Origin of the sequence: Clostridium thermosuccinogenes (assembly GCF_002896855.1) — a bacterium.
Lineage (GTDB): Bacteria > Bacillota > Clostridia > Acetivibrionales > DSM-5807 > Pseudoclostridium > Pseudoclostridium thermosuccinogenes.
This window is the reverse complement of the sequence record NZ_CP021850.1, coordinates 959,432-984,519: the sequence shown is the minus strand read 5'-3', so window position 1 is coordinate 984,519 and position 25,088 is coordinate 959,432. Positions and strand designations below refer to the sequence as shown.

20 protein-coding genes are annotated in these 25,088 nt (G+C 42.6%); 2 read left to right on the top strand and 18 right to left on the bottom strand.

Going from position 1 to position 25,088, the window contains the following annotated elements; translation table 11 throughout:
- Positions 1 to 1,430: 1,430 nt before the first annotated feature.
- The 15 genes from CDO33_RS04375 to CDO33_RS04305 form a co-directional block, all read right to left on the bottom strand.
- Complete coding sequence (locus tag CDO33_RS04375) at positions 1,431 to 4,424, bottom strand: alpha-mannosidase (protein WP_103079925.1); 2,994 nt, start codon at positions 4,422 to 4,424, stop codon at positions 1,431 to 1,433.
- A 220-nt stretch (positions 4,425 to 4,644) separates the two neighbouring features.
- Entirely contained in the window at positions 4,645 to 6,342 is a 1,698-nt protein-coding gene (locus tag CDO33_RS04370; protein ID WP_103079926.1) for an extracellular solute-binding protein, read from the bottom strand.
- 44 nt (positions 6,343 to 6,386) lie between these two features.
- Positions 6,387 to 7,346, bottom strand: a complete 960-nt coding sequence (locus tag CDO33_RS04365) for a carbohydrate ABC transporter permease (protein WP_103079927.1) — start codon at positions 7,344 to 7,346, stop codon at positions 6,387 to 6,389.
- A gap of 12 nt (positions 7,347 to 7,358) precedes the next feature.
- Positions 7,359 to 8,297 (bottom strand): ABC transporter permease, encoded by a 939-nt coding sequence (locus CDO33_RS04360; RefSeq protein ID WP_103079928.1) that lies wholly within the window; start codon positions 8,295 to 8,297, stop codon positions 7,359 to 7,361.
- 364 nt (positions 8,298 to 8,661) lie between these two features.
- Positions 8,662 to 9,723 (bottom strand): GntR family transcriptional regulator, encoded by a 1,062-nt coding sequence (locus CDO33_RS04355; RefSeq protein ID WP_103079929.1) that lies wholly within the window; start codon positions 9,721 to 9,723, stop codon positions 8,662 to 8,664.
- 197 nt (positions 9,724 to 9,920) lie between these two features.
- On the bottom strand, positions 9,921 to 11,372 hold the full coding sequence (locus tag CDO33_RS04350) for a TrkH family potassium uptake protein (RefSeq protein WP_103079930.1): 1,452 nt from the start codon (positions 11,370 to 11,372) through the stop codon (positions 9,921 to 9,923).
- Positions 11,323 to 12,741 carry a Trk system potassium transporter TrkA gene (gene trkA / locus CDO33_RS04345; protein ID WP_103080008.1) on the bottom strand — a complete coding sequence of 473 codons (1,419 nt, stop codon included), beginning with the start codon at positions 12,739 to 12,741 and terminating at the stop codon, positions 11,323 to 11,325. The genes CDO33_RS04350 and trkA overlap by 50 nt, the downstream gene beginning before the upstream one ends.
- A gap of 341 nt (positions 12,742 to 13,082) precedes the next feature.
- The gene (locus CDO33_RS04340) at positions 13,083 to 13,805 is read right to left on the bottom strand and encodes an amino acid ABC transporter ATP-binding protein (protein ID WP_103079931.1); all 723 of its coding nucleotides are present in this window, start codon (positions 13,803 to 13,805) and stop codon (positions 13,083 to 13,085) included.
- A complete protein-coding gene (locus tag CDO33_RS04335; protein ID WP_242974842.1) occupies positions 13,792 to 14,502 on the bottom strand; it encodes an amino acid ABC transporter permease in 711 nt (236 codons plus the stop codon). Before CDO33_RS04335 ends, CDO33_RS04340 begins: the two co-directional genes overlap by 14 nt.
- A 161-nt stretch (positions 14,503 to 14,663) precedes the next feature.
- Positions 14,664 to 15,398, bottom strand: coding sequence for a basic amino acid ABC transporter substrate-binding protein (locus tag CDO33_RS04330; RefSeq protein WP_103079933.1), 735 nt, complete (start codon positions 15,396 to 15,398; stop codon positions 14,664 to 14,666).
- 252 nt (positions 15,399 to 15,650) lie between these two features.
- On the bottom strand, positions 15,651 to 16,859 hold the full coding sequence (locus CDO33_RS04325) for an NADP-dependent isocitrate dehydrogenase (RefSeq protein WP_103079934.1): 1,209 nt from the start codon (positions 16,857 to 16,859) through the stop codon (positions 15,651 to 15,653).
- Between the two features lie 146 nt (positions 16,860 to 17,005).
- A complete protein-coding gene (locus CDO33_RS04320; protein WP_103079935.1) occupies positions 17,006 to 17,383 on the bottom strand; it encodes a hypothetical protein in 378 nt (125 codons plus the stop codon).
- A gap of 318 nt (positions 17,384 to 17,701) precedes the next feature.
- Positions 17,702 to 18,466: an ectoine/hydroxyectoine ABC transporter ATP-binding protein EhuA gene (ehuA, locus tag CDO33_RS04315; protein ID WP_103079936.1), complete on the bottom strand. Its 765-nt coding sequence runs from the start codon at positions 18,464 to 18,466 to the stop codon at positions 17,702 to 17,704.
- 12 nt (positions 18,467 to 18,478) lie between these two features.
- A complete protein-coding gene (locus CDO33_RS04310; RefSeq protein WP_103079937.1) occupies positions 18,479 to 19,120 on the bottom strand; it encodes an amino acid ABC transporter permease in 642 nt (213 codons plus the stop codon).
- Positions 19,121 to 19,363: 243 nt separating this feature from the next.
- Positions 19,364 to 20,173, bottom strand: coding sequence for an amino acid ABC transporter substrate-binding protein (locus CDO33_RS04305; RefSeq protein ID WP_103079938.1), 810 nt, complete (start codon positions 20,171 to 20,173; stop codon positions 19,364 to 19,366).
- A gap of 298 nt (positions 20,174 to 20,471) precedes the next feature.
- Between CDO33_RS04305 and CDO33_RS04300 the strand changes: the two genes are divergently transcribed.
- Positions 20,472 to 21,359 carry a metallophosphoesterase gene (locus CDO33_RS04300; RefSeq protein ID WP_103079939.1) on the top strand — a complete coding sequence of 296 codons (888 nt, stop codon included), beginning with the start codon at positions 20,472 to 20,474 and terminating at the stop codon, positions 21,357 to 21,359.
- 127 nt (positions 21,360 to 21,486) lie between these two features.
- Here CDO33_RS04300 and ybaK read toward each other — a convergent pair whose 3' ends face one another.
- Together ybaK and CDO33_RS04290 are read right to left on the bottom strand one after the other, a co-directional pair.
- Complete coding sequence (gene ybaK / locus CDO33_RS04295; protein WP_103079940.1) at positions 21,487 to 21,969, bottom strand: Cys-tRNA(Pro) deacylase; 483 nt, start codon at positions 21,967 to 21,969, stop codon at positions 21,487 to 21,489.
- 357 nt (positions 21,970 to 22,326) lie between these two features.
- A complete protein-coding gene (locus tag CDO33_RS04290) occupies positions 22,327 to 23,148 on the bottom strand; it encodes an alpha/beta hydrolase (protein WP_103079941.1) in 822 nt (273 codons plus the stop codon).
- A 373-nt stretch (positions 23,149 to 23,521) separates the two neighbouring features.
- On the opposite strand from CDO33_RS04290, the gene pepT reads away from it, so the two are divergent.
- Positions 23,522 to 24,772, top strand: a complete 1,251-nt coding sequence (gene pepT, locus CDO33_RS04285) for a peptidase T (RefSeq protein WP_103079942.1) — start codon at positions 23,522 to 23,524, stop codon at positions 24,770 to 24,772.
- Positions 24,773 to 24,925: 153 nt separating this feature from the next.
- Here the strand turns inward: pepT and CDO33_RS04280 are convergent, their stop codons facing one another.
- Positions 24,926 to 25,084 carry a FeoB-associated Cys-rich membrane protein gene (locus tag CDO33_RS04280; protein ID WP_103079943.1) on the bottom strand — a complete coding sequence of 53 codons (159 nt, stop codon included), beginning with the start codon at positions 25,082 to 25,084 and terminating at the stop codon, positions 24,926 to 24,928.
- Positions 25,085 to 25,088: the final 4 nt, after the last annotated feature.

The window sequence follows — 25,088 nt, the reverse complement described above, 5'->3', positions numbered from 1 at the left end:
GTTTATGCTATCTATGTAGTCTATGTTATCTATATCAGAGGCATAGGTACTGCCTGTATCCTGTATGTTTCCTGGGTCATCTATTATACCTGTGGCATACGTGCTGCTTGTGCTCTCCATACTACCTGGGCCTTCTATTACATCTGTGGTATATGTATTGCTTATGTTCTCTATGCTGCCTGGGTTATCTATCATACCTGAGGTATATGTACGGCTTATGTTCTCTATGCTGCCTGGGTCATCTATCATACCTGAGGCATATGTATTGCTTATGTTCTCTATGTTGCTTGGTTCATCCATGATGCCTGAGGTATATGTGCTGCCTATGTCCTCTGCGCCGCCTTCCTTATCCATGATGCCTGAAGCATATGTGCTGCTTGCATTCTCTATGTTGTCTAAATCACAAGTGCTCCCTGTGCTAATCTTGCCGTCCATACTAACGCTATTTTCCATACCAACTGCATACTCAGCGTCCCTCGCGTTTTCCGAAGCTGCTGCTTTTTCATCTAGATTTGTGTTCGGTTCTGCTCCCTTTGCGACATCAACGCTGCCTGCCTTTTCTAATATACCGTCTTTTTTTTCAGGATTGGCTGCACCGATGGATGAATCCCTATATACTACCTTTGCTTCATCGTTTTTGGCAGGTGGGACAGTGCTGACAAAAGGCGATCTATAAGGTGTAAACTTCTTAGGAGCCGCCTCTTCCTTATGCTCCTTAAAACTGCTGGATGCTTTCAGACCGCTTTTATCGCTGTCCACCAAAACCCAATTATAATTCTTTTTTATCGGCCTGCATTCCCTTCTCGCCGATCTGTAACCAAAATTGCCTGTTCTTTCTTGTGAAGTCACTTTACCTACTGTATGCAGCTGATGTTTTCCTTCCTTCCTTATTTTTCCTGTTGTTACGAGGGTTTTTGACATTTTTGCCTGTCCCGATGTTTTTTGCTTTCCAGCTTGCGCCGACATCTGGGACTTTCTTTTTCCTGTTGCTGACTTTGTTGTCCGTAAAGACATCAAATACGAAAGCAGCACAAAAAAACCAACGGCTATCGGCAATTCCATCAAAAGAGTTATAATAAATCCCCGGGAATTGATAAAGGAAAAAATAGCGGCTGTCAGAATCCATAACACCACAGTAAAAACTACCAGCGCATTAAGTTTACTCAAATAATTTTTTTTCGTCTTTTTTGCTCTATCCATTCCGTAAGCATTAGTATTTTGTCTTTTCATTTGTAGAAAGAGTCCTCCCTAATGGTCAAGTAAAAATGAATTATTTATAAAATATTGATAATAAAAGTATACCATAATATGAAAAAAAAACATAAGCTCAAGTCGATTAATTTATTAGACATAGAGCTTATGTTTCAGCTTGTTCACTTTTTTATATCAATTCTTTTTCAGATCTTTTTCGTTCCGCCATAAAATTTACTTTATGGCTTTTTCACATACAAAGTTTTTATCTCAAAAGGATGGAATTGCAATTCCACAGAATCCTTATTTATCTCCACAGGTATCGGGTTCTCCTCCATCAGGTTGACTTCCTTCACCTCTGCGGCAGGAATTCCTAACTTCACAGTCGATTTACGGTATGCTCCGGACGCTTCATAAAGTCGGATTACTGTAGCTTTACCGTCTTCGCTCCGTTTTACCGATTCCACTACCACATTTTCATCAGATACAGCAACAAGGCTGTTCCTTACCGGCAGGCAACCGCCATGAGGATTGACCGTCATTATCTCCACCGGCACATTCAGGAAATATCCTTCCCGAACCACTCCTCCTGCCACAAGGTCCCCTTCATGTGGGTAAAGCGCGTAGGTAAACTCATGAGCTCCTAAATCGGCTTCCACGCCAGGATATTCGGTACTGCGGATCAAATTCAAATCCAGCACGCAATCATGAACTCTAATACCATACTTGCAGTTATTCAACAAAGCAAGCCCGGCTGTTGGTGTAGAAACGTCCGCAAAACGGTGATGGGGCACCTCGAACTTAGCCAGATCCCAGCTAGTATTGCTGTGAGTTGGGCGCATTACATGCCCGAACTGTATCTCACAGGCTGCTTCAGGAACATCAATGGAAGCAGGGAACCTGACTCTCAGCATTTTTTTGTTCTCATGCCAATCAACCCTAGTTACGAAATCTATCCGGGCGCTTCCGTCAACCAGAACCATATCCTGTTCTATACGGGATGCACCATACTCAAAGGTCTGTCTTACCACGGCTTTAGGTCCGTCGATGTAAGTACTGCGGGAAACCAGCTTCGGATGCTCTATCGGCAGCTTCAGATATTTGGGATCTATGTTCCAAGCATCTCCACTGTCCTGATGTACCGTCATCACATTACCCTGGCATCCTTCCCTCAACATCTCCATTCCGTTGGATTTCAACAGAACACTGTCGATGAAACCATTGTCATTTAGAACAACCTTCACCTTGTCATTTTCAACCACGCCATCCTGGATGCTTACCGAATAGCTGCCGTTTTCAACAGCCTCTCTAGAGAATACTGAATATCCCGTCGATGGCATGTTTACTTTCATCCAGCCATTTTCAGCCTTTATCCACTCGGTACGTTCCCAAGAAGTGTTGTTGAAAGCTATAGCCGGCGCTGAAGTCTCACCGGTATCGATGCAATCAGCCAAAGCAGTAAGAGCACCGGAGCTTATCTTATTTACTTCTTCAAGCATTACTGCGTAGCGCTCGCAGGACTCATCATATACCCGTTTTATTGAGGAACCAGGCAGTATATCATGGAACTGATACAACAGCACTTCTTTCCATATCCTCACCAGTTCATCCTCAGGATATTTAAGTCCAGTCACAAGCTCTGCCATCCGGCAGGCTGCCTCTGCTTGACGAAGTGCCAGCTCCAGTTTTCGGTTGTAATATTTGTTTTTAGCTTGGGATGTGAAAGTACCCTGATGATTTTCAAGATACATTTCTCCTCTCCAAACCGGCAAATTCGGGCGTATAGGATCGAGGCGCTTGAAGAAGTCAACAGCGTGTTCATAGCACACACGAGGTACTCCGTCAAGATCGTGTTCCCGGGCTATACGTTCCAGATGTTCAGGACCCGGACCTCCTCCTCCGTCACCTATACCAAAAAGCATAAGAGCATTGGAACTGATGTCCTTCTGTTTAAACTCCTTTTCTGCCTTTCTTAAGGCCGATGGCCTAGCGGAGCTGTTATATGTTCCCTCAGGTGGAATATGAGCCAACACGTACGAACCATCCAGCCCTTTCCATATGAAGGTGTTGTAGGGGAAGATGTTCACATAGTTCCAGGTCATCTTGATTGTCGTGAAGTAGTCAGTGCCGCTGAGCTTCATTAGTTGTGGTATTGCAGCTGAAAATCCGAAAGCATCCGGCAGCCAGAAGGTTTTTACGTCTACTCCGAATTCCTCCCGGAAGAACTTCTTACCATACAGGATCTGCCTTACCATCGCTTCAGCTCCTGACACATTCGTATCACACTCTACCCATAATGCTCCCTGTACCTCCCAGCGGCCGTCGGCAACCCTTTTCTTTACTTTCTCATAAAGCTTGGGATACCTTTCCTTCATCCACTGATAAAGCTGAGCCTGGCTGGCGCCAAACTTATATTCGGGATAACGCTCCATCAGTTCCAGGACAGTGGAAAACGTGCGTCCGCCTTTACGTATGGTTTCCCTTATCGGCCATAACCAGGCCAGGTCAATATGGGCATGGCCTATCGCTGAAAAAGTAATGGCATCGGAATTTTTCTGCTCCAATGCATAATCAAGCACTTTCCTGGCAGCTTCCATCTTTTCCGGTGTGAATTCATCCAGTATTGCATTGACACGGCCAAGAATTCCCGCCAATTCATCCTTACGATAGCCGTCATCCAATGAACCATACAAATCCACCAAAACATGGATGTCATAGTACAACGCACGTGCAGCATCATTACAGGTAGCAATGGAAGCCTCCACCAGCTTGCCGTCATTTTTATATTTACCGAAAAGATCATTCATTCCGGCTTCAACCCATATATCTACCTTTTCTCCCCCGGCAGCACAAGGCAGAAACTGCAGAACTCTTTTTCCAGGCAGCCCCAGGGAAAGATCGAATTCTGAATTTACACAGGTCAAGCCTCTAAGGGGAGTACCTTCTTCATCAAAAACACAGCCTTCACCGCCTACATCGATAAGCAGAACCACTTTGCTGCCTGCCGCTTCAGCCGGTACAACCCCTGTGAATCGGAACCATGCACAGTCCCAAAGCTTTCCCCAACAATCTCCTACTTTCAGCTTGGAGTATTTGCCTTTCATCCTATCTGCAAAGGATAATGGCTCCTCACTCCACCACATTTCTGCATCCAGATCCGCTAATGGCTTATAAACCACAGCTTTAGCCTTTCTTTCGAGCTCTTTAAAGCTCTCAAGCGTCTCTTTGGACATATAAGTTGTCTCCTCCCACAATTCTCAATTTTACTTCGAAATGTTACTACATATGCATATTTCGCTCAAAAGCTTAATCAGCTTCGAAAGAAGCCAGCGATCAAGCTGTAATGATTCATATCGACGATATGCACTACTTAATATGGCGATATGTATTAAGAGGTTCGCAATAGCTGCGAACCTCTTAATATTTTAGAATGTTAAGCAAATTCCGTCAAGATTAGTAAATTATCTTAGGATCTTTTGCATATTCTTCGTTCAGGAATTTTTCCATTTCCAGATATCCTGCATCGATCATACGCTTCCTCTGAGCTTCTATGATAGCTATAGCTTCCTCATCGCTCTTAGCGAGATAAGCTTTCTTCAGCTCATCACCCCAGTTGGTGGTGGACATCTTCTCATCATAAGCTGCTTTACCCGGCCAAGTATCTACTACGTCATCAGCAGTCTTGTAATCTATGAACTTGAGTGGGTTGATTTCTCTAGCTTTTACATAGCCTTCTTCCATGTACTCCTCTTCCCAACCCCAACCTTTACGTGGGTCAGCTCCTATGAAAGAACCACCGAGTCCGAAACCTTCGAGCTTGAACTTGTTACTGTCGGTATTCTTTATGTTCTTCCATTCTTCAGTGTACTTAGGTACACCATTTTCTTTAGTGTAGTGCTTACCTTCTATACCGAAAGTAACCAGTTCGAGACCTTCATCAGAGTTGATGTAATCTACGAATGCCAAAGCTCTGTCAGGATCTTTTATGTTCTTGGAGAAGAAGAGAACCGGTGAACCTGTTCTACCAACACGCTCTATCTGAGCCGGTGCTTCGCCCTTCTGGTTGAGAATAGGTCCTAACGGAACATACTTCATCTCAGGATTTGTCTGATACAATGTTCCCTTAAAGAAACCATACTGGTTAGGATAGTGGCATCCAAACACTGCAACACGGCCGGTGATCATCTTTTCTTTTGCCATAGTATCTGTCTGAGTGAAGCATTCAGGGTCAAAAAGACCTTCTGCTACCAGCTTGCGCATGAACAATGCCTTGTCTATTTCATTCTGGGTGAATATTCCATTTATGAGCTTGCCATCCTGCATTACCCAGCCTGTAACGTTTCCGGTCTGGAAACCACGCTGGAATTCGCCATAGCTCCAACCATTGTGCCATGTTCCACCAGGAATAACCGGTTTGCCGTTGATGTCTGTAAAGTTACCGTTCTTGATCTTAACCAGAAGATCATAAATTGCCTCTGTGGAGTTAACCTCTTCGGGTTTTATGTTCAGAGCTTCAAGGATGTCGGAACGAGCAAAGAGATTGTAAGCCCAGTTAGTTACGTCTTCCTTAGTACGTCCGGTCTGAGTGGGTATTACATAAATCTCGCCGTTATAATCAGGATGTTCGATATCCCTTTCCTTGTAAATCTGAGAAATAGCCCCTATTTCATACAAGCGCATGATGTTGGGATATTTCTGTATCAGATTCTTGAGAGGCAGAAGCAATCCTTCAACAGCAGCATTCTTGATCAACTCACCTTCACCGCCGGGGTTGGTGTTCCAGTGAGGAGCGTTGGTGATGTCCGGCAGGTCGCCGCTGGCAAACACTGTTGCTAGCTTTTCTCTCTCGGAGCTGGTGATTACTTCAACTTTCAGCTTAACTCCGGTTATTTCTGTCAGCTTTTGTACAAGCTCAGAGTTTTCAAATCCGTCAGGAAAATCTCCGCCACCGCCGTTCCAGCAGTTGAGGAAGGTATACTCGATTATGTCCTTGGGAGCAGTATTTTCACCTGTGGTTGAATCTCCGCCGGAAGTCGAGCCTGTTGAAGTCTTTGTTGTTGAATCATCTGAAGACTTTGAGCTGCCACCGCAGGCTGCTACGGAAAAAAGCAACGCGAGAGCAACCATGACTGCAATGATCTTCTTAATCATGTAAGATCCTCCTTTTTTATTATTTGATATCTCAAATAAGGATTTTACTCCTTAATGGAGCCAATCATAACACCTTTAACAAAGTACTTCTGCAAGAAAGGATATATGCACATTATAGGTGTGGTCAGTATTATAAGAAAAGCCATTTTAAGGGATTCCGGCGTAGTGGACTGCATAACGCTGCTCATAAGCTGCTCATTTATCTGTCCTTTTTCTCCTGTAGAGCTGAGCGAATTCTCAAATAGGGCCTGGGAGAGAAGATCATGCAGCAATGTAGCCGCAGGATGCAGCTCCCTTCTACGGGAAACGAAATAAGCTCCTGTGAACCAGTCATTCCAGTTACCAACACCGACAAACAGGGCAACTGTTGCCATTGCCGGCAGTGACAGCGGAAGCATGATTCTGAAGAATATTCCCAATTCAGAACATCCGTCAATTCTCGCTGATTCCTGCAAGCTGTCCGGTATGCTATAGAAGAATGTCCTCAGTATGATCGCATTGAAAAAGCTGTAGATGCCTGGCAGTATATATACCCAGAAGTTATTGAGCAATCCTATCTGACGGTACATTATATATGTCGGTATTAGTCCTCCGGAAAACAATGTGGTGAAGTAAAAATAGAATATTATCGCTGAACGTCCCGGAAGATCCTTTTTTGTCAGCGCATAAGCCATCAGTGCCGTAAAGAAGCAGGAAAGCACGACAGAAAGCGCTGTTCTTTCAACCGAAATTATAAAGGAATTATATATGAGCGGATGCTGAAAGGCTTTTACGTAATTTTCCAGAGTGAACATCCTCGGGAAAAAGTAAACTCCTCCTTTTAGCGTATCTAATCCATTATTAAAGGATAGAACCAAACAGTAATAAAATGGGTAAAGTGTAATTATGCCTAATAAAGTCAGCACTGTATAGTTTATGCCCTGCCCGATCTTGTATGAAAGGGATCTCTTGATTTTTTTAGGTTTATAATGTTTACTTTCTAGCTGCTTTGCATTTGTTGTCATTATTCTCACCCCCTACCACAACGATATTTCTGTAAGCTTCTTAGACATATAGTTCGTACAAACCACTAATACAAGGCTGATCACACTTCTAAAAAGTCCGACAGCCGTAGCGTAATCGAATTGGTTCATGTTCAGACCACGTTTTAAAACATATGTGTCAATTACCTCAGATACGTCAAAGGTAGCAGGGGTTTGCAAAAGAAGTATCTGTTCCATGTTGGCACCAAACAACCCTCCCAGGCTGAGCAGGAACATGATGCCCACAGTTGGCTTGATTCCAGGCAGCGTGATATGCCAGAGCTTGCGGAGGCCATTTGCTCCATCTATATCTGCTGCTTCATACAATGTTGGATCAATTGATGTTAATGCTGCTAAATATATAATTGAACCATAACCCACACCTTTCCACATGTCGGAAAGAACTATGAATGGAAGGAACAATTCCCTTTTCCCCAGGTAGTATATAGGCTCTAATCCATTGGCAATCCTTATATCGTTGAGCAATCCACTGGTAGGTGAGAAGAACTTATGTATTAAGGCTGCCACAACAACCCAGGAAACGAAATACGGAAGGTAAGAAACTGTCTGTATGGTTCTCTTGAAAAACTGCTTGCGCACGGCATTAAACATAAGGGCCAGTATAATCGGTGCCGGAAAGTTTATAATCAGTTTTGAAAGGCTGATTACTACGGTATTTCGTATAATTTCATAGAAATGCGGATCACTAAGAAAATCCTTGAAATAACGGAGCCCTACCCAACGGCTTCCGAAAATCCCCAATGAATACTGGAACTTCTTAAAAGCAATCAATATACCACTCATAGGATAGTACGCGAAAATTGCATACCATACAATTGCCGGAATTAGAAATAAATAAAAAGGCCCATACTTTGATAACAGCTTGCGAAAAGTCATACGACGTTTGATCGGTTGGGTTTTCTCCATCAACATAAAACATGCTCCTTTTTTTCAAGTTATTGACATTGGACGCTGCTATGATCACAACAACTTCTATTATTTAATATATTAAAATAAATAATACCAAAAAGTTTGAATTTCTTTGAAGTACTTTGTATAAAAAGAGTAGCATTGCTTAAGCTGCAGTAACTTGTGCTGTATCGTGTACGATGTCGTTTTATATAATATATTATATGTGAACATTAAGAAAAAGTCAACTTTTTTTACATGTAAATTTTCTTTATGTGTAAATGTCTCTAACTGTATAATTTTGTACCAGTTTGCCAGAGATATCAATCATATATTTGATATCTCTGGATATTGAATTCGATGTTTTCTGGAGTTTCTTGCTATGGATCTATACTATACTTTTAACAGTATGCCTTTTCTCGAGCCACACTTCATGCTGTATGCTGTTCATCGGCCGCTTCTCCAGCAGAGCTGAACTTATTTCATCCACCGCACTCTTTCCCATCTCTATGCTCGGAACTCCAATAGCCGTAAATGGCATGTTTTGCATGGGTAGATACGGATGATCTCCGTAACCGATGATTGATACATCATCATAAATCCTCAGATCATTTTCATAAAGCCAGCGACTTATTTCGACAATAGCAAGACTGGTATGACTGCATATTGCCGTATATCTGCCGGATTTAAAATCCTCCGGTGTAAACCGGGATATAAATTCTGAAGTATAATTATGGCCTTTTAATATCAGAGAAGTATCATAATCTATACCGGCATCCCTCAAAGCCTGCACAAAACCCCGATCACGCCGGTCGACAGTTTGCACGGGCCTTAATGTGGATATGTTTATGATGTTGCGGTGGCCTTTTTTAGCCAGATACGCTCCCATTTTGTATCCGCCGTCATAGTCATCACAGGTGACACAGGGAACATCGGACATTTTGGGAGGATTATCTATCAGCATTACCGGCAATCCTGCATTCTGAAGATATTCCAACAGCTCATATTCATAGTCCACCTCATAGCAGCACGTGATAGCCGCGACAAAATCATCAAGATATTCCTTCTTTACTTGTTCCAGACGAGCTTTGGAATCCTTGAGGCTCAGAATCTTATAATCAAAGCCCAGCAAGTTGGCCTGTTCAACACAACCAAGCATAACGCGAAAAAGGAATCCGTCTCCCACATCGTGAGGCAGAGCTATCAAAAGCTTACCCCGGTAGGGAACCTCGTCCAATCTTGCCATAACAAGACCTTTTCCCGGAACACGCTTTATCATTCCTATGCGAATCAGATCCTCAACAGCTTTTCGAACCGTAGGACGGCTCACTCCAAAACGCCGCGCATAATTAGCCTCGGTATCGATCGGTTCTCCGGGCTTTTTATCTCGAGCTTCTGCTTCAATTAACTCTCTGACTTGTTCAAAAATACGCTTTGTTATCACTTTCATCACTCTTATTCGTCATTATCACGTAAAATGATAAGAAACCTCTTCTTTTTATTTGAGCTGCCGGGATAAGCTTGGACATGCAGGCAGCAAACGACTGTCTATTTCTATTATATAACACTCTTATAAGTGAAACAATACTTACATGTAAATAATTTTTCACACATTCTGCATATGTCACCAAATAGGCACAAACTTAGTCAAATACTGACTTTCTTCCAAAAATGCGGCATCAATAAGAGCAAAACCGGGAATATTTCAAGCCTTCCGACAATCATGCAAAAGCTTAAAACGATCTTGCTGAAAACCGAATAATCCGCAAAGCTACCCAAAGGACCTACCATACCCAGTCCAGGGCCGACATTTCCTATACATGTGGCAACGCTCGAAATGGTAGTCACCATATCCTTTCCATCTATGGAAACAAGTATAAGGGAAACTGTGAATATAGCCATAAATGCAAAGTAAAAGGTCATTACCCCGGATACCGTTTCTTCATCAACCACTTTCCCATCAACCTTAATCGTATAGACTGCTTTAGGATGCACAATCCTTACCATTTCCCTTTTTATGGTCTTACCCAATATCAGGAGCCTTATATTTTTGATTCCACCGGCAGTGGAACCGGCACAACCTCCTATAAACATCAAAACTAAAAGTATCATTTTGCTAAGTTCTGGCCACTGGTTAAAATCAGTGGTGCTGTATCCTGTAGTGGTAAGAATGGAGGATACCTGAAAGGCTGCATGTCTCAATGACTGACCTACTGAGTCAAACATGCTGCCATGTATATTTATTGCAATAAAGACCGTTGAAACCGCAGCTATTCCTAAATAGAGCAGCAGCTCTCCATTTTTCAACGCCGCCTTCAGGCTGCCTTTAAATATAAAGTAGTAAACCGAGAAATTCACTCCGGACATCAACATGAAGATTGTGATTATTACATCAATATATATATTATTATAAGCCCCAATACTGGTATTTTTGATGGAAAAACCACCGGTACCTGCCGTACCGAAGGCATGTATCAGAGAATCATACAAAGGCATGCCCGCCAGTAAGAGCAGTATGGCCAGTACAATAGTCATCAAGGAGTATATAGCATACAGAATCTTAGCAGTTTGTCCAATCCTGGGAACAAGCTTTCCAGGAGCAGGGCCCGGGCTTTCAGCTTTCATAATATGCAAAGTGCGTGCTCCTACCGATGGCAAAATGGCGAGAGTCAGCACCAGCACACCCATTCCGCCTATCCAGTGGGTAAAGCTTCTCCAAAATAAAATGCCCCTGGGCAGGTCTTCAACCTGCTTTAGGATAGTCGCTCCCGTGGTCGTAAATCCTGAAACTGATTCAAAAAAACTATCTATCACTGTTGGGATCGCGCCGCTGAAATAAAAGGGCATGGCGCCAAATACCGATATCAGTATCCAACCTATGCCGACAATTGCAAAACCATCCCGTGCATATATCTCTTTCACTTTTGGCTTGACTTTTACCATGGATACTCCAAAAAGCAGTAAAAGTAATATGGTTACAGCAAAAGCACCAATATCGTTACCCCGGTAGTAAATGGCAGTCACCAGTGACGGCAGCATAGCTGCCGCCTCACACAACAGGAGTATGCCCAATGTTCTTAAGACTATTCTGTAATTCATTCTGTAAACCTCCTGTTGAAGCTAATTGGTTCAAATCCAATACCGCTTTATTTTTTGTTACTATAATAACTCTGTCGTCCTTTTTGATGACATCATTACCATGGGGTATGATAATCTCATTTTTTCTGACTATGACCGCAATCAATGTGTCCCTTGCAAATTTGATGTCCTTTAACGGGATGTTTAAATAGCTTGTGGAATCGTTAGCAATAAACTCCACAATCTCCGCCTGTCCGTTTATTATTCTGTGCAGGGATTCTATCTTGCTTCCTCTGGCGTTCTTTAGAGACCTTACATATCTTAGGATGATATCTGCCGTAATATGTTTTGGGCTTACAATATTATCCAGATGGAGAGTTTTCAGTATTGAGGAGTAATTCATTCTTGTTATCTTGGTTACAACCGTCTGAACCCCGTACTGCTTTGCCAAAAGAGAAGACATAAGATTATCCTCGTCTCTTCCGGTTATTGCTATAAAACCACCCATTTCACCGATATTCTCCGATTTCAGCAGGTCTTCTTCAGTGCCGTCGCCATGGATTATCAAGGTATCCGGCAGCAGTTCGGACAGCTCCTCACATCTTTCCCTGTCGCTTTCAATTACCTTCACCCTGATATCCATTTCCTTCAATAAATTGGCCAGATAGTAAGCTATACGTCCGCCACCTACCATCATGACATTTTTTATCTTCTGGGTGCATTTCCCCAGATATTTATAAAAGCCATACACATTAGACGGTTTTCCTATGATACATAGGATATCATCGTTTTCTATTCTGAAATCTCCATTGGGAATGAAAACCTCATCATTTCTCACTACCGCGCATATGAGTATCGAGCCGGCAACTTTTGAGGGCAGATCCTTAAGCTTGAGACCCACAGCCGGTGTATCGCTTGTAATCTTTACTTCCACCATATCGACTTTTCTTCTGGAAAAGCTGTCGACACTGATGGCCGACGGATACCTGAATATGCGGGCTATTTCGTCAGCGGCAGCTTGCTCAGGATTTATAACCATGTCAAGACCTATTCTCTCCTTGAGGAGTGCAAGCTCGCTGGCATATTCATGATCCCTTATCCTGGCTATCGTCCTGGCAGCTCCCAGCTTTTTGCCCGTAAGGCAGCATACCATGTTGAGCTCATCGCTGGCTGTCACCGCAATAAGGAGATCAGTATCATCCACTCCTGCCTCCAGAAGAGTGTTTACACTTATACCATTTCCTTTTATGCACATGACGTCAAGATTCTCTTCCGCCTTTTTTAAGGCTTCGGCATTCTTATCAATAATTGTAACGTCATTATCCTCCTTTGATAGGTTCTCGGCAAGACTATATCCGACTTTCCCATCACCTATAATCAAAATTTTCATATATTCCTCCAAAATACATATAATGAACCTTATCGGCAAAAAGCTGGAAATATACCCACGATATTTCTTGATAGCTTTGCTGATAATAATGATATTTATATGATAAAACACGTTAAATAGCAAGCCTGCAAAAGAGCATGAAAGTCAGTTATTTTTCTTAGAAAGCATAAGACTTTAATTTTGCATTCATATGCTGTCATTATCTTTTATTATTGTCATTTTAATATGCTTTAGAGAAAAATACAACGGCCGGAAAATAATAGTCCGGCCGTCTAAGCACTTCACTCTCTTTCAGCATTCTAATCCGATTATAAAAGATGCATATATTACAAGCATCAGCATTACAGAACCTTGCTCAAAAACTCTTTTGCCCTTTCGGTTCTAGGATTTCCAAACAGCTCCTCCGGCGGCGCATCTTCAACGATTTTACCCTCATCCATGAACAATACCCGGGTTCCCACTTCTTTGGCAAACCCCATTTCATGGGTGACGACGATCATAGTCATGCCCTCTTGCGCCAGCTCCTTCATAACCTCCAGAACCTCCCCGACCATTTCCGGGTCGAGAGCTGAAGTAGGCTCGTCAAAAAGCATTAAATCCGGTGACATGGCAAGGGCTCTGACTATGGCAATCCTCTGCTTCTGTCCACCCGACAGCTGATTTGGATAAGCTTTGGCTTTATCCTGCAAACCTACACGTTTCAGCAAGGCTTCCGCTTTCGCCTGGGCTTCGTCCTTGCTCATCAGCTTAAGATGAGTAGGGGCAAAAATTATATTGTCCATAACACTCATATGCGGAAACAGGTTGAAATGCTGAAACACCATTCCCATTTTTCTGCGAACTCTATTTATATCAACCTTTGGATCGGTAATATTCTCACCTTCAAAGAGGATTTCTCCGCTTGTGGGAGTTTCCAGCAGATTGAGGCACCTTAAAAATGTGCTTTTTCCTGAACCGGAAGGACCTATAACAACTATTTTCTCCCCTTTTTCTACCGACTGGTCAATACCATCCAAAACCCTGTGACCTCCAAAATCCTTCACGAGTTTTTTAACTTCTATCACCCTGCCTCAACCTCCTTTCAAGAACAGACAGCAATGAAGATATTATCATTACCATTATCAGATATATCGTTGCCGAAGCAATAAGCGGAAGAAATGAATCATATGTCATATTTCGAATATTGTAAGCTCCTCTGGTGAGGTCATGCACCGAAATATAACCTGCTACGGAGGTTTCCTTGAGCAGCGCTATGAACTCATTTCCCAATGCAGGGAGCACGTTCTTAAACGCCTGGGGCAGTATGATGTAGCGCATTGTAGCCCAATAGGAAAGGCCCAGAGAGCGGCCTGCTTCCATTTGTCCCTTATCAATAGATTGTATACCCGCCCGGAATATCTCGGCCACATATGCACCACTGTTTATACCAAAACCCAAAATAGCCACAGGAATAGGCTCACTGACAAAAAACAGCACCACATAAAACCATATCATCAGCTGCAGGACAACCGGAGTGCCTCTAATAACAGTGATATACACATCGGCTATGATATCCAGCACCTTGAACTTCCTGTTTTGCCTTGCCACAATCTTAAACAGCGCCAGGATGAGTCCTATCGCAACTCCCAATATGAGAGAAAATATGGTGATTATGACCGTGTTTCTAAGGCCGGTAACCAACTCCATATATCTGTCTTTTACTATGAAATCATCAATAAACTTTCTTTGAAGTTCTCCAAAAAAACCCATCTTATCCCCCATACTTTAAATACGGCAGATAATAATATCTGCCGTATTAGATACTGTATACGCTAAAGTCAATTAAGTTGCAAAAACTAATTGCTACTGATACATTCAAATAACCTTTATTCTTTAACCATTAATTTTTGACCAGTCCGGCCACCGTTCATATCATGCAGGATTTACTCTTCCGACATGTGCTCACTGATAAACTTGTCCAGGCTTCCGTCTTCCTTTATCCTCGCCAGTGTCTTGTTTATTGATTCGAGGAGCTTCTTATTGCCCTTCTTTACTGCAATCGCATATTTTTCTGATGTAAGCTCTTTATCCAGGATGGTTACAGCGTCAGCATTTTCCTTCTGCAGTGCATTAGCAGTAAAGCTGTCAATTATTACGGCATCGATTTTGTCGCTTTTCAGAGCCATTACTGCGTCAATTGCTGATGCAAATCTGCTTACCTTGGATGACGTAAGGTTTTCTACCACATAATCATCTCCGGTTGTCCCACTCTGTACACCTATCGTGAGACCGTCCAGATTATCCACCGTTATGTCGCTTCCTTTCTTTACAATTACCACCTGGCTAGCATCAAAATAGGTGTCGGAAAAGTCAACATTCTTAAGACGTTCTTCATCAACCGACATACCAGCAATACCCATATCTGCTTTACCGCTGGATACTGCTGTTATTATTGCTTCAAATTCCATATCATCAATCTTAAGTTCTTTTCCGAGATCTTTGGCTATCTCCTTGGCTATTTCGACATCAATGCCTACAATCTCAGAACCATCCTTATATTCAAAAGGTGGGAACTGAGCATTGGTTGCCATTACAATCTTGTTGCTTTCCGTGCCACAACCTGCCAGCAGGGATACTGCCATAATCAACATTAAGCAAAGCGCTGTTACTTTTTTCATTTTGCCTCATCTCCGTTATTTATGTTTAGTACAAGTGATATTATAATTTATTATGTATAAATATACAATATATTTTTATTGATAATCGGGGTAAATTATTATTATTTTTTATTCGAGCCTTTTCTATACACAGATAGCATCCAAGAAATTGCATATAATTGCATAACATAGCCATTATCTTCCCAAAAAGTATGGGGCTTTTCTGCCGTCATCTCTTGCAGAAAAGCCCCGTACCATCTTCAGCGCTCCCTATCAAAGGGTTTGCTCCAAATTCTTTGCAATTTCCTTTAAAAAGTCTTCGGTATTGACTATCTTTTTGTTCTCTAATTCGGAAAGTCCGGCCAAGTCCCCGGTCATTACTCCAGCTTCAATAGTATTGATGGAAGCGGCCTCCAGCTTGTCTGCAAACTCTACAAGGTCCTTCAGGCCATCCAGTTCTCCACGCTTTCTCAAAGCCCCTGTCCAGGCAAACAATGTGGCCATAGGGTTGGTGGATGTTTGCTCGCCTTTTAAGTACTTGTAATAGTGCCGTGTAACAGTACCATGAGCAGCCTCATACTCATAATAGCCTTCAGGAGAAACCAATACAGAAGTCATCATGGCAAGGCTTCCGAAAGCGGTGGCTACCATATCGGACATTACATCACCGTCATAATTCTTGCATGCCCAAATCATGCCGCCTTCAGATCTGATTATGCGGGCTACGGCATCATCTATCAGCGTATAGAAGTACTCTATCCCTGCTGCATTGAATTTATCCTTGTATTCCGAATCGAAAATTTCCTGGAAAATATCTTTGAACCTGTGGTCATAGGTCTTGGATATCGTATCCTTAGTGGCAAACCAAAGATCCTGTTTTACATCCAGGGCATAATTGAAACAAGCTCTGGCAAAACTCTCTATTGACTTGTCGGTATTATGTATACCCTGAATTACTCCAGGCCCTTTAAAATCGAAAATAGTCTGCCTTGCTGTTTCTCCGCTTTCCGATGTGAAAACCAACTCCGCTTTTCCGGCACCTTCCACACGGTACTCAACATTTTTATAAACATCCCCGTAAGCATGCCTTGCTATGGTGATGGGTTTCTTCCACGTCTTTACAAAGGGTTTTATGCTGTTTACGATTATGGGAGCCCTGAAAACCGTGCCGTCGAGCATGGCTCTGATGGTTGCATTGGGGCTTTTCCACATCTGCTTTAAGCCATATTCCTCCACCCTTTGCGCATTTGGGGTAATGGTGGCACATTTCACAGCCACACCATATTTCTTTGTCGCCAAAGCTGCATCTACGGTTATCTGATCATCGGTCTCATTCCTTTTTACAAGCCCGAGATCATAATACTCCGTATTAAGCTCTATATAAGGTATAAGCAAAATATCCTTTATCATCTTCCAGATGATCCGGGTCATTTCATCCCCGTCCATCTCCACCAGCGGAACTCGCATTTTGATTTTTTCCATATGTCCTGCTCCTTTATAACCAAATTTTAAGAATTGATAGAAATTTTATCCGGATTATTATTGTTAATAATACAACAAAGTATGGGATATCGTCAACAATATTGATGTGGATTGACAAAGCCGCAATAAATCAAAATAAAGAGCCTCTAACGACGCTCTTTCAATTTATCCATTATGAATTTTTCGGCAAACTCCTTGCTAAAAGGCAGTTCAATCCTGGTGGAACCGGAAACAAGAAATACCTTGTCAGAATCGCCCTGCTTCTCACTCTCTATTTTTATATCTTTGGCATCCAGAGTATACTCATTGCCCTGGATCTTTAAAACTGCCTTTGAGTCTTCAATCTTAAAGGATGGCATGTTCAAATATACAGTTATGGCCAATATTGCAATGCATATAAAAATAGCCAGCTTTATCAGTTTTTTAGCCACACTTACAACAATCAGCAAAACAACCGCCACTACCACCAGGGGAATCAAAAATCCCGGGTCTGTAAAATTAAGACCTTTTAAAGCTTCGAACATTTAAATGCACTCCTTCTTCCTTTATAGCCTTGCCATTCAAATAGATACAAGAACACCTTGCTTAACCCTCACACAGGCATTCCAACAAATACAAGAAAATTCTACCACATAGCCTGAATCCCGGCAATATCTTCCCCTGAAAATGCATGCAGCATGAGTGCAGAGCCGGGAAATAACCTGCTCCCGGTGTACTTCCACATTGCTTTGGCGGTTTTGAACCGTCAAAATGGCTTTTTCGGGGCATTCACCCGGATGGCAAACTGAATGACAGGCTGCCTACCTATTATAATCCTTTTACCACTGCCATCCTCTGCTTATTTACAACTGCAGCACCTGGCTTAAAAAGGCTTTGGTCCTCTCATGCCTCGGATTTTGAAAAATTTCTTCCGGTTTGCCTTCCTCGATGATTTCTCCGTTATCCATAAACACAACCCTATCGGCCACTTCTCTGGCAAAACCCATCTCATGAGTCACCACCAGCATGGTCATATGCTCCTGGGCCAAATCCCTCATCACCTTCAGCACCTCACCGGTAAGCTCAGGGTCTAAGGCTGATGTAGGTTCGTCGAAAAGCATGATATCGGGATTCATAGCCAGAGCTCGGGCTATTGCAACACGCTGCTTTTGTCCTCCGGAAAGCTGGGAAGGGTAACAGTCTTTCTTATCTATAAGCCCCACCTTGCGAAGAAGCATTTCAGCCTTCCGTATGGCTTCCTCCTTTTTTTCACCATTTACTATGATCGGGGCTTCTATGATATTGCCCAGCACGGTGCGGTGCGGAAACAGGTTGAAGCTCTGGAATACCATGCCCATCTTTTTGCGTATTCTCCTGATGTCGCTTTCCTTTGCATAACGGCTTTTTCCGGAGCTATCCATAGTTACCATGGCCTCTCCTTCTATCTCTATGCTTCCCCCATCTATTATCTCCAGACGGTCAATGCACCGGAGAAATGTGCTCTTGCCTGATCCGGAAGGACCTATAATAGCCACAACCTCACCTTTTTCAACTTCAAGGGATATACCTTTCAGTACTTCCAGGTTTTTGAATCTCTTATATATGTTCAAGGCTCTAATCATATTCATACCATAGATCTCCTATTCATGCAGAGCGAATTTTTGTTCCAGCTTGCCAAAAATTCTGGTGAGCACCAGGGTCATCAGCAGGTAGAATACTGCTGCAATACCAAAGGGAAGTATGTTGAAGTCCCGCACCACCGCAATATTGGCAGCCCTGAGAAGATCCACAAGCCCTATGGCATTAACAAGGGCAGTGTCTTTGACAAGGGTTATTACCTCATTGCTCACCGGAGGCAGGACGCGTTTCGTCATCTGAGGCAGGATGATGCGCAACATGGTCTGCCAATAGGTCATGCCCAAAACATCGGCCCCTTCATACTGTCCTTTGTCTATGGACTGTATCCCCGCCCTGAAAATCTCGGCAAAGTATGCCGTATAGTTAAGGATAAAGGCGAAAATTGCAGCAGGGAACCTGTCCAGGACTATCCCGAAGCTGGGCAGGCCATAATAGACAAAGAATATCTGCAGCAAAAGGGGAGTCCCTCTAGCCAGCCATATATATACATCCGTTATATACTTCACCAGTTTTTGATTCGAAACCCGTATCAAGGCTACCAGAAGCCCTAATGGTATGGAGAAGACAAGGGTGATGAAAAAAAGCTTAACCGTTACTAAGCTGCCTTCCAGAATAGCTCTCGTAATATTTATCAAATATTGCATCCGGTTCTCCCTCATTCAAAAAAATATAGGCTAGTGACCACTCGCCATCAGCCTGTTTACTATTTTAAAATATTATTTTAATAAATGCTATATCGAATATTATTTTTCTTATAAAATACTAAATAAAATTAGAATATAAGTTAACTCATTGTGCCAGCCATTTCGATAGCAAAGTTCTGAGTTAGAGAGCTATCTCAAATTAGCCAGCACACAACAAATTAAACTAATATTAAAGCCCTTATATTACTTTATTACGTTTTCTCCAAACCATTTGATTGATATTTCTTCAGCTTTGCCGTTTTCCTTCAGCTGCTTAAGCGCTTTGTTCAGTTCTGCGGCAAAAGCCTTATCTCCTTTTCTTAGGCCTACCGCAAAATCTTCGACTCCGAAATGATCCTCGAGTATAGTATAGTCATCCATATACTTGGAAATGTAGTACCTGCCGACAACCTCATCCACCACGACCGCATCCACTCTGCCGTTTTTAAGGTCCATCAATGCCTGGTCATTGCTCGTGTAAGGCACAATCTCCTTCAGGGATTCCTTTGTCTTTGTGTCGGCATTCAAAGCATCCTCACTGCTGCTGCCGGCCTGAAGTCCGACGGTTTTACCTGCCAGGTCTGCCTTTCCTTTAATGCTGGAGCCTTTGGCCACTACGATCATCTGACGGTCTTCCATGTAAGGATCTGTGAACAGCATGTTCTTTTTTCTTTCTTCCTTTACCGAAAGCCCGTTCCAGATAACATCCACATTTTTATTGCTGAGCTCTGATGCTATGTTTTCCCATATAACCGGCTGGAACTTCACTTCTACGCCGAGTATTTTCGCAGCTTCCCGGGCAAGGTCAATATCAAAGCCCACTATTTCTCCGTTTTCATCTTTAAAACCCATCGGCGGAAAAGCATCATCCAAGCCTACTATGAACTCTCCCTTATTTTTTATGTACTCCCATGATTCATCTTTACCGGATCCACTGTTGGCTGAGGTGCATCCGGAAATCAATATTCCTGCGATCACTGCAATCGTTAAAAACATAACTAGTTTTTTCCTCATAAAAAAAGCCCCCCGTAAAAGTTCATTTCTTCTTCCCTTGACAGCAATAAACTGCGTTTTTTATACGTGATTTTTCATCATCAAAGGATTATGGATAAGACTATTATAATTTAGTTAACTAAATTAGTAAAGTGTTAAATCAAAAAAATTCCTCTAATTTTATCCTTATGCCGGCAAAGCCATTCTTCTGTGGCAAAACACCATTTCCCCACATATTTTGGTAGTAGCAAAAATTGAAGAATTTATGCCGGAGCTCACAAATTCAATCTATTCATCTGCTATAAGGAGGTGGCTATGAATGTCCACAGCGAAACGTCTCACCACAGTCTATAAAAAGTCCAAAGTGATACCTTTTGACAATAATTCAAAAATAATATTTTTCAGCGACTGCCACCGGGGCAACGGAAGCTGGGCAGACAACTTTATAAGCAATAAGAACCTGTTTAACCATGCACTAAACTATTACTACGATCGCGGTTTCACATATATAGAGGTCGGGGACGGGGACGAGCTCTGGGAGAACAGGAGTATGGCAGAAATAATACAAAGCCATGAAGACACTTTCCGGATCATGCATAAATTCCACCTCGATAACAGGTTATATATGATATATGGAAACCATGATGCGGCAAAATCCGGTCCAAAGTACAGGCGAAGCAGATTTTACCGGTATTACAGCTATCGGGACAAAGAATATGTAAACCTGTTTGAAAATCCTGAAGTTCATGAAGGATTGGTTTTAAAGCATACCCCCACCAACAAGGATATATTGGTGGTTCATGGCCATCAGGGTGATCTGATTAATGACCGCCTGTGGCGGCTGGCCAGGTTTTTGGTAAGGTATGTGTGGAAGCCTCTGGAAACGATAGGCATAAAGAACCCCACCAGCCCTGCAAGGAATCATACCAGAAAAGGTACTATTGAGAGAAATATAATAAACTGGATAAAAAGCAATCAAAGAATGGTAATCGCAGGGCATACTCACCGCCCGATGTTTCCCCGGGATGGAGATGCTCCTTATTTTAATGCCGGATGCTGCGTCCATCCGAACTTCATTACCGGTATTGAAATTCAGGAAGGGGAAATTGCACTTATTAGCTGGTTTGTAGCAACAGACCATTACGGCGTGCTGCGGGTAACCAGAGAAGTAGTCGCCGGACCGGAAAAGCTCGAAAAATTCCTGTGACGGTCATTGATATGTGTCAAACAGCAGAGTGAATATTGATTTATGGTAGGCATCCGGACAGACACCGATCTACTGCAGGTATTGAGATGAATATTGTATAGGGCGGCCATTTGCATGACCGCCCCTTTTATACAGGAACCGTGGACAAGCCTGGTACTATCACAGCTGACACAGCCTTCACCAGGTCCTGGGGATCAATAATCATCTGGAGTCCCCTCATACCTGCACTTACCGATATTTGTCCGAAATTCATGCAGCTTTCGTCAATATAAACCGGATAGGGCTTTTTTGTCCCGACAGGAGATACTCCTCCTCTAATATATCCGGTCAGAGGCTGCACTTCTTTCAGATGTACCATCTCAACCTTTTTATTACCGCTGGCAGCTGCCAAGGCTTTTAAATTCAACTCTCCGGAGCCTGGAATGCAAGCCATCAATATACCGGTTTTATCACCTCGTGCGACCAGCGTCTTAAAGACCTGATCTATGGGCATGCCAACTTTTTCAGCCACATTCTTTGCTCCCAAATCGGATTCATCCACTTCATATTCCCGTAGCTCATATTTGATCTTCAATCCATCAAGAATTCTTGCCGCGTTGGTCTTTTTCATATGTACTTCACCTTTTTACATGCAACATTTCAGCGCATAGGATGATTTATGAGTCTTTAAGTCTTTATCTTCCTTGGATTTTCTAGACTCTTTAGGGTATTCAGGCTCTATTAACTTTTTATTTCTTCTAACTCTTTTATTTTTTATTCATTCTTTTGGTATTTAGCGCTTAAGGGCTTCAGGCTCTTTAGTCTTTTAATACCCGCCAGACCCTTTGGGCTCTTTTAGCTCTTAATGACAATTATCCTGCTATGCAGAATAAAATCAATCCATTACCCTTGTTTACTTAATCAAACCTTTGCTTTAAGCCAAACTCCATAAAGGACTAACCATATTAATAGCATCTATAAATTTATATTAATAATCTACATAATCAACATCCTGAGGTTGCTTCAAAAAACCTATGCTTATCAACCACTTTTCGCAAAGCCCAGTCCATGCGGATACTACAGGATGGCTTTCTGCCAGGCCAAGGCCATGGGCGCCACTAGGAAATACATGCAGCTCATAATCCACTTTATGCCTGCTCAGGGCAGAAGCAAACATCAGGCTGTTTTCCACCGGCACGCCGGCATCATCCGCTGTATGCCACAGGAATGTCGGAGGTGTGTTGCCGGATACCTGCATCTCATTGGAAAGGCTTATGCGAAGGTCTTCCGGAGGATTCGGACCTATAAGGTTTATCATCGAACCGTCATGGCGGTAGTCACCAAAGCTTATTACAGGATAGCAAAGGATCATGGCATCCGGCCTTGAACTCATCCTGTCCACAGGGTCTTCGGAATTTTCATCTCCTTCGTCAAAATGGGTTCCCACCGTTGAGGCCAGGTGTCCACCGGCAGAAAAACCCAATATGCCTATTTTTTCACTATCCACATTCCATTTTTCCGCATTATATCGCACAAGCCTTATAGCTCTTTGTGCGTCCAGCATCGGATAGGGATGCCTGTATGGCGCAACCCTGTAGTGAAGAACAAAAGCTGACAATCCTATACTGTTAAGCCATAATGCTACCGGTTCCGCCTCATGGGGAGCCCTATGTTCATATCCGCCTCCCGGTACAACTATAATTGCTCCGTTTTTGTTGGCGGTCTTTAATAAATAGGGAACCATACAGGGTATCTCACCGTTTAACTCACTCATAAAACCCGGAATTTCCTTTTCCCACAACCTGATCATTTTTGATACCTCCTGGATTAAACTCTCCGTCGGCAAGCCATGCGCGATGACACGTTATCATTTACAAGCCGTATTTTTTTGTGAATTGCCGTGACATCGGTATTCTTTACCCACATTCGACTAATAATTATATTATATTGCTGTTGCCCTAAAGATGTATTTCCCATAATTTGATTTTATCACGCTATTTGCCCGTTTGTCACTACAGGCCTTGAAAAATAAGGAAAATTGGTATACACTAATATTGTTGCCTGACGACGGGCATTAACAATTAACAGCAATAGCTGCCATCGAAATTGGCGAAGCGCACATATAGAAAGAAAAATAGATTAGACTTCGCTTGCTATTGCATATTCTATGAGGAGATGTATTTATGAGTAAAGTTGTCGAAAAATTTTTAGATTATGTTAGGTATGACACTCAGTCCGGCGAGAGCTCAAGTACCTGCCCAAGTACCAGAAAGCAATACGATTTTGGGCTTCACCTGGTAGACGAACTAAAGAAAGTTGGACTTGAAGACGCAAACATTGATGAAAACGGTTATGTAATGGCATCCTTGCCCGCCAACTGCAGCGGAGCTCCTGTCATAGGTTTCATAGCACATATGGACACAAGTCCGGATATGAGCGGAGCTAATGTTCAGCCTAAAGTGGTAGAAAATTACAACGGAAAAGATATAATCCTGAACAAGGAAAAAAACATAGTGCTGTCCCCTTCCGTATATCCAAAACTTCTGGATTATGCCGGGCAAACCATCATTACCACGGATGGAACCACTCTTTTGGGAGCCGATGATAAGGCCGGGATAGCAGAAATCATCACTGCAATGGAATATCTTGTAAATAATCCCCATATAAAGCACGGCACAATAAAAGTATGCTTTACCCCCGATGAGGAAATCGGCAATGGCGCAAATCTTTTTGATACAGTAAGATTTGGCGCTGATTTCGCCTACACAGTGGATGGAGGGGAACTGGGAGAACTGGAATATGAAAACTTTAATGCCGCTTTAGCCAATGTGAATATAAATGGAATCAATATACATCCCGGAACTGCCAAAAATAAAATGATCAATTCGACCCTGATAGGAATGGAGTTCAACTCAATGCTACCTCCCCATGAAACTCCGGAGCATACCGAAGGCTATGAAGGTTTCTTCCATCTGACCCGGATCAACGGAACCGTTGAAAAAACCACATTGCAATATATCATAAGGGATCATGACAAGAAAAAGTTCGTAGAGAGAAAAAACAAACTGGAGAAAATAGCAGAATATCTCAATGATAAATACGGCAAGAATACCGTAACATTGGAAATGAAAGATCAATACTACAACATGAAGGAAAAGATTGAGCCGGTGATGCATATAGTGGAAACGGCAAAAAAAGCCATGGAGGAATTGGGCATCACTCCTTTAATAAGGCCGATACGGGGAGGTACCGACGGTGCCCGGTTATCCTATATGGGATTGCCTACACCAAACCTATTTACCGGTGGGCACAACTTTCACGGAAGGTTTGAATATATACCTGTAGAATCCATGGAAAAGGCTGTTCAAGTGATTGTAAAAATCGTGGAGTTGTACGCAAAAAAGGCTGAGTCAGAGGATGCTTCAAAGGAATAATCCTTGAGAGGCAGCTTTAAAGGAATCAAAAAGCAGGCGATTTTTCCTCTGCCTACCTTCAAAAACGCCATACATACCTCCAAATGTACGGCAGCTTGATAAGAATATTATATAAAGGGGGCATTCCCGAGTAACCGGGAGTGTCCCCTTTATTCACGGCTTAGTATTACAGCCACATCGGCTTTGTTCGCCAACGCTGCATCCACTGCATCCGCTGCAGCAGTTTTCACCCTTTCGCATGCGTATAACCGTCCGCACTATTATATAAACAGTCAAAGCTACTATGATGCCACCTATAATCCAGTCTATCATTCCG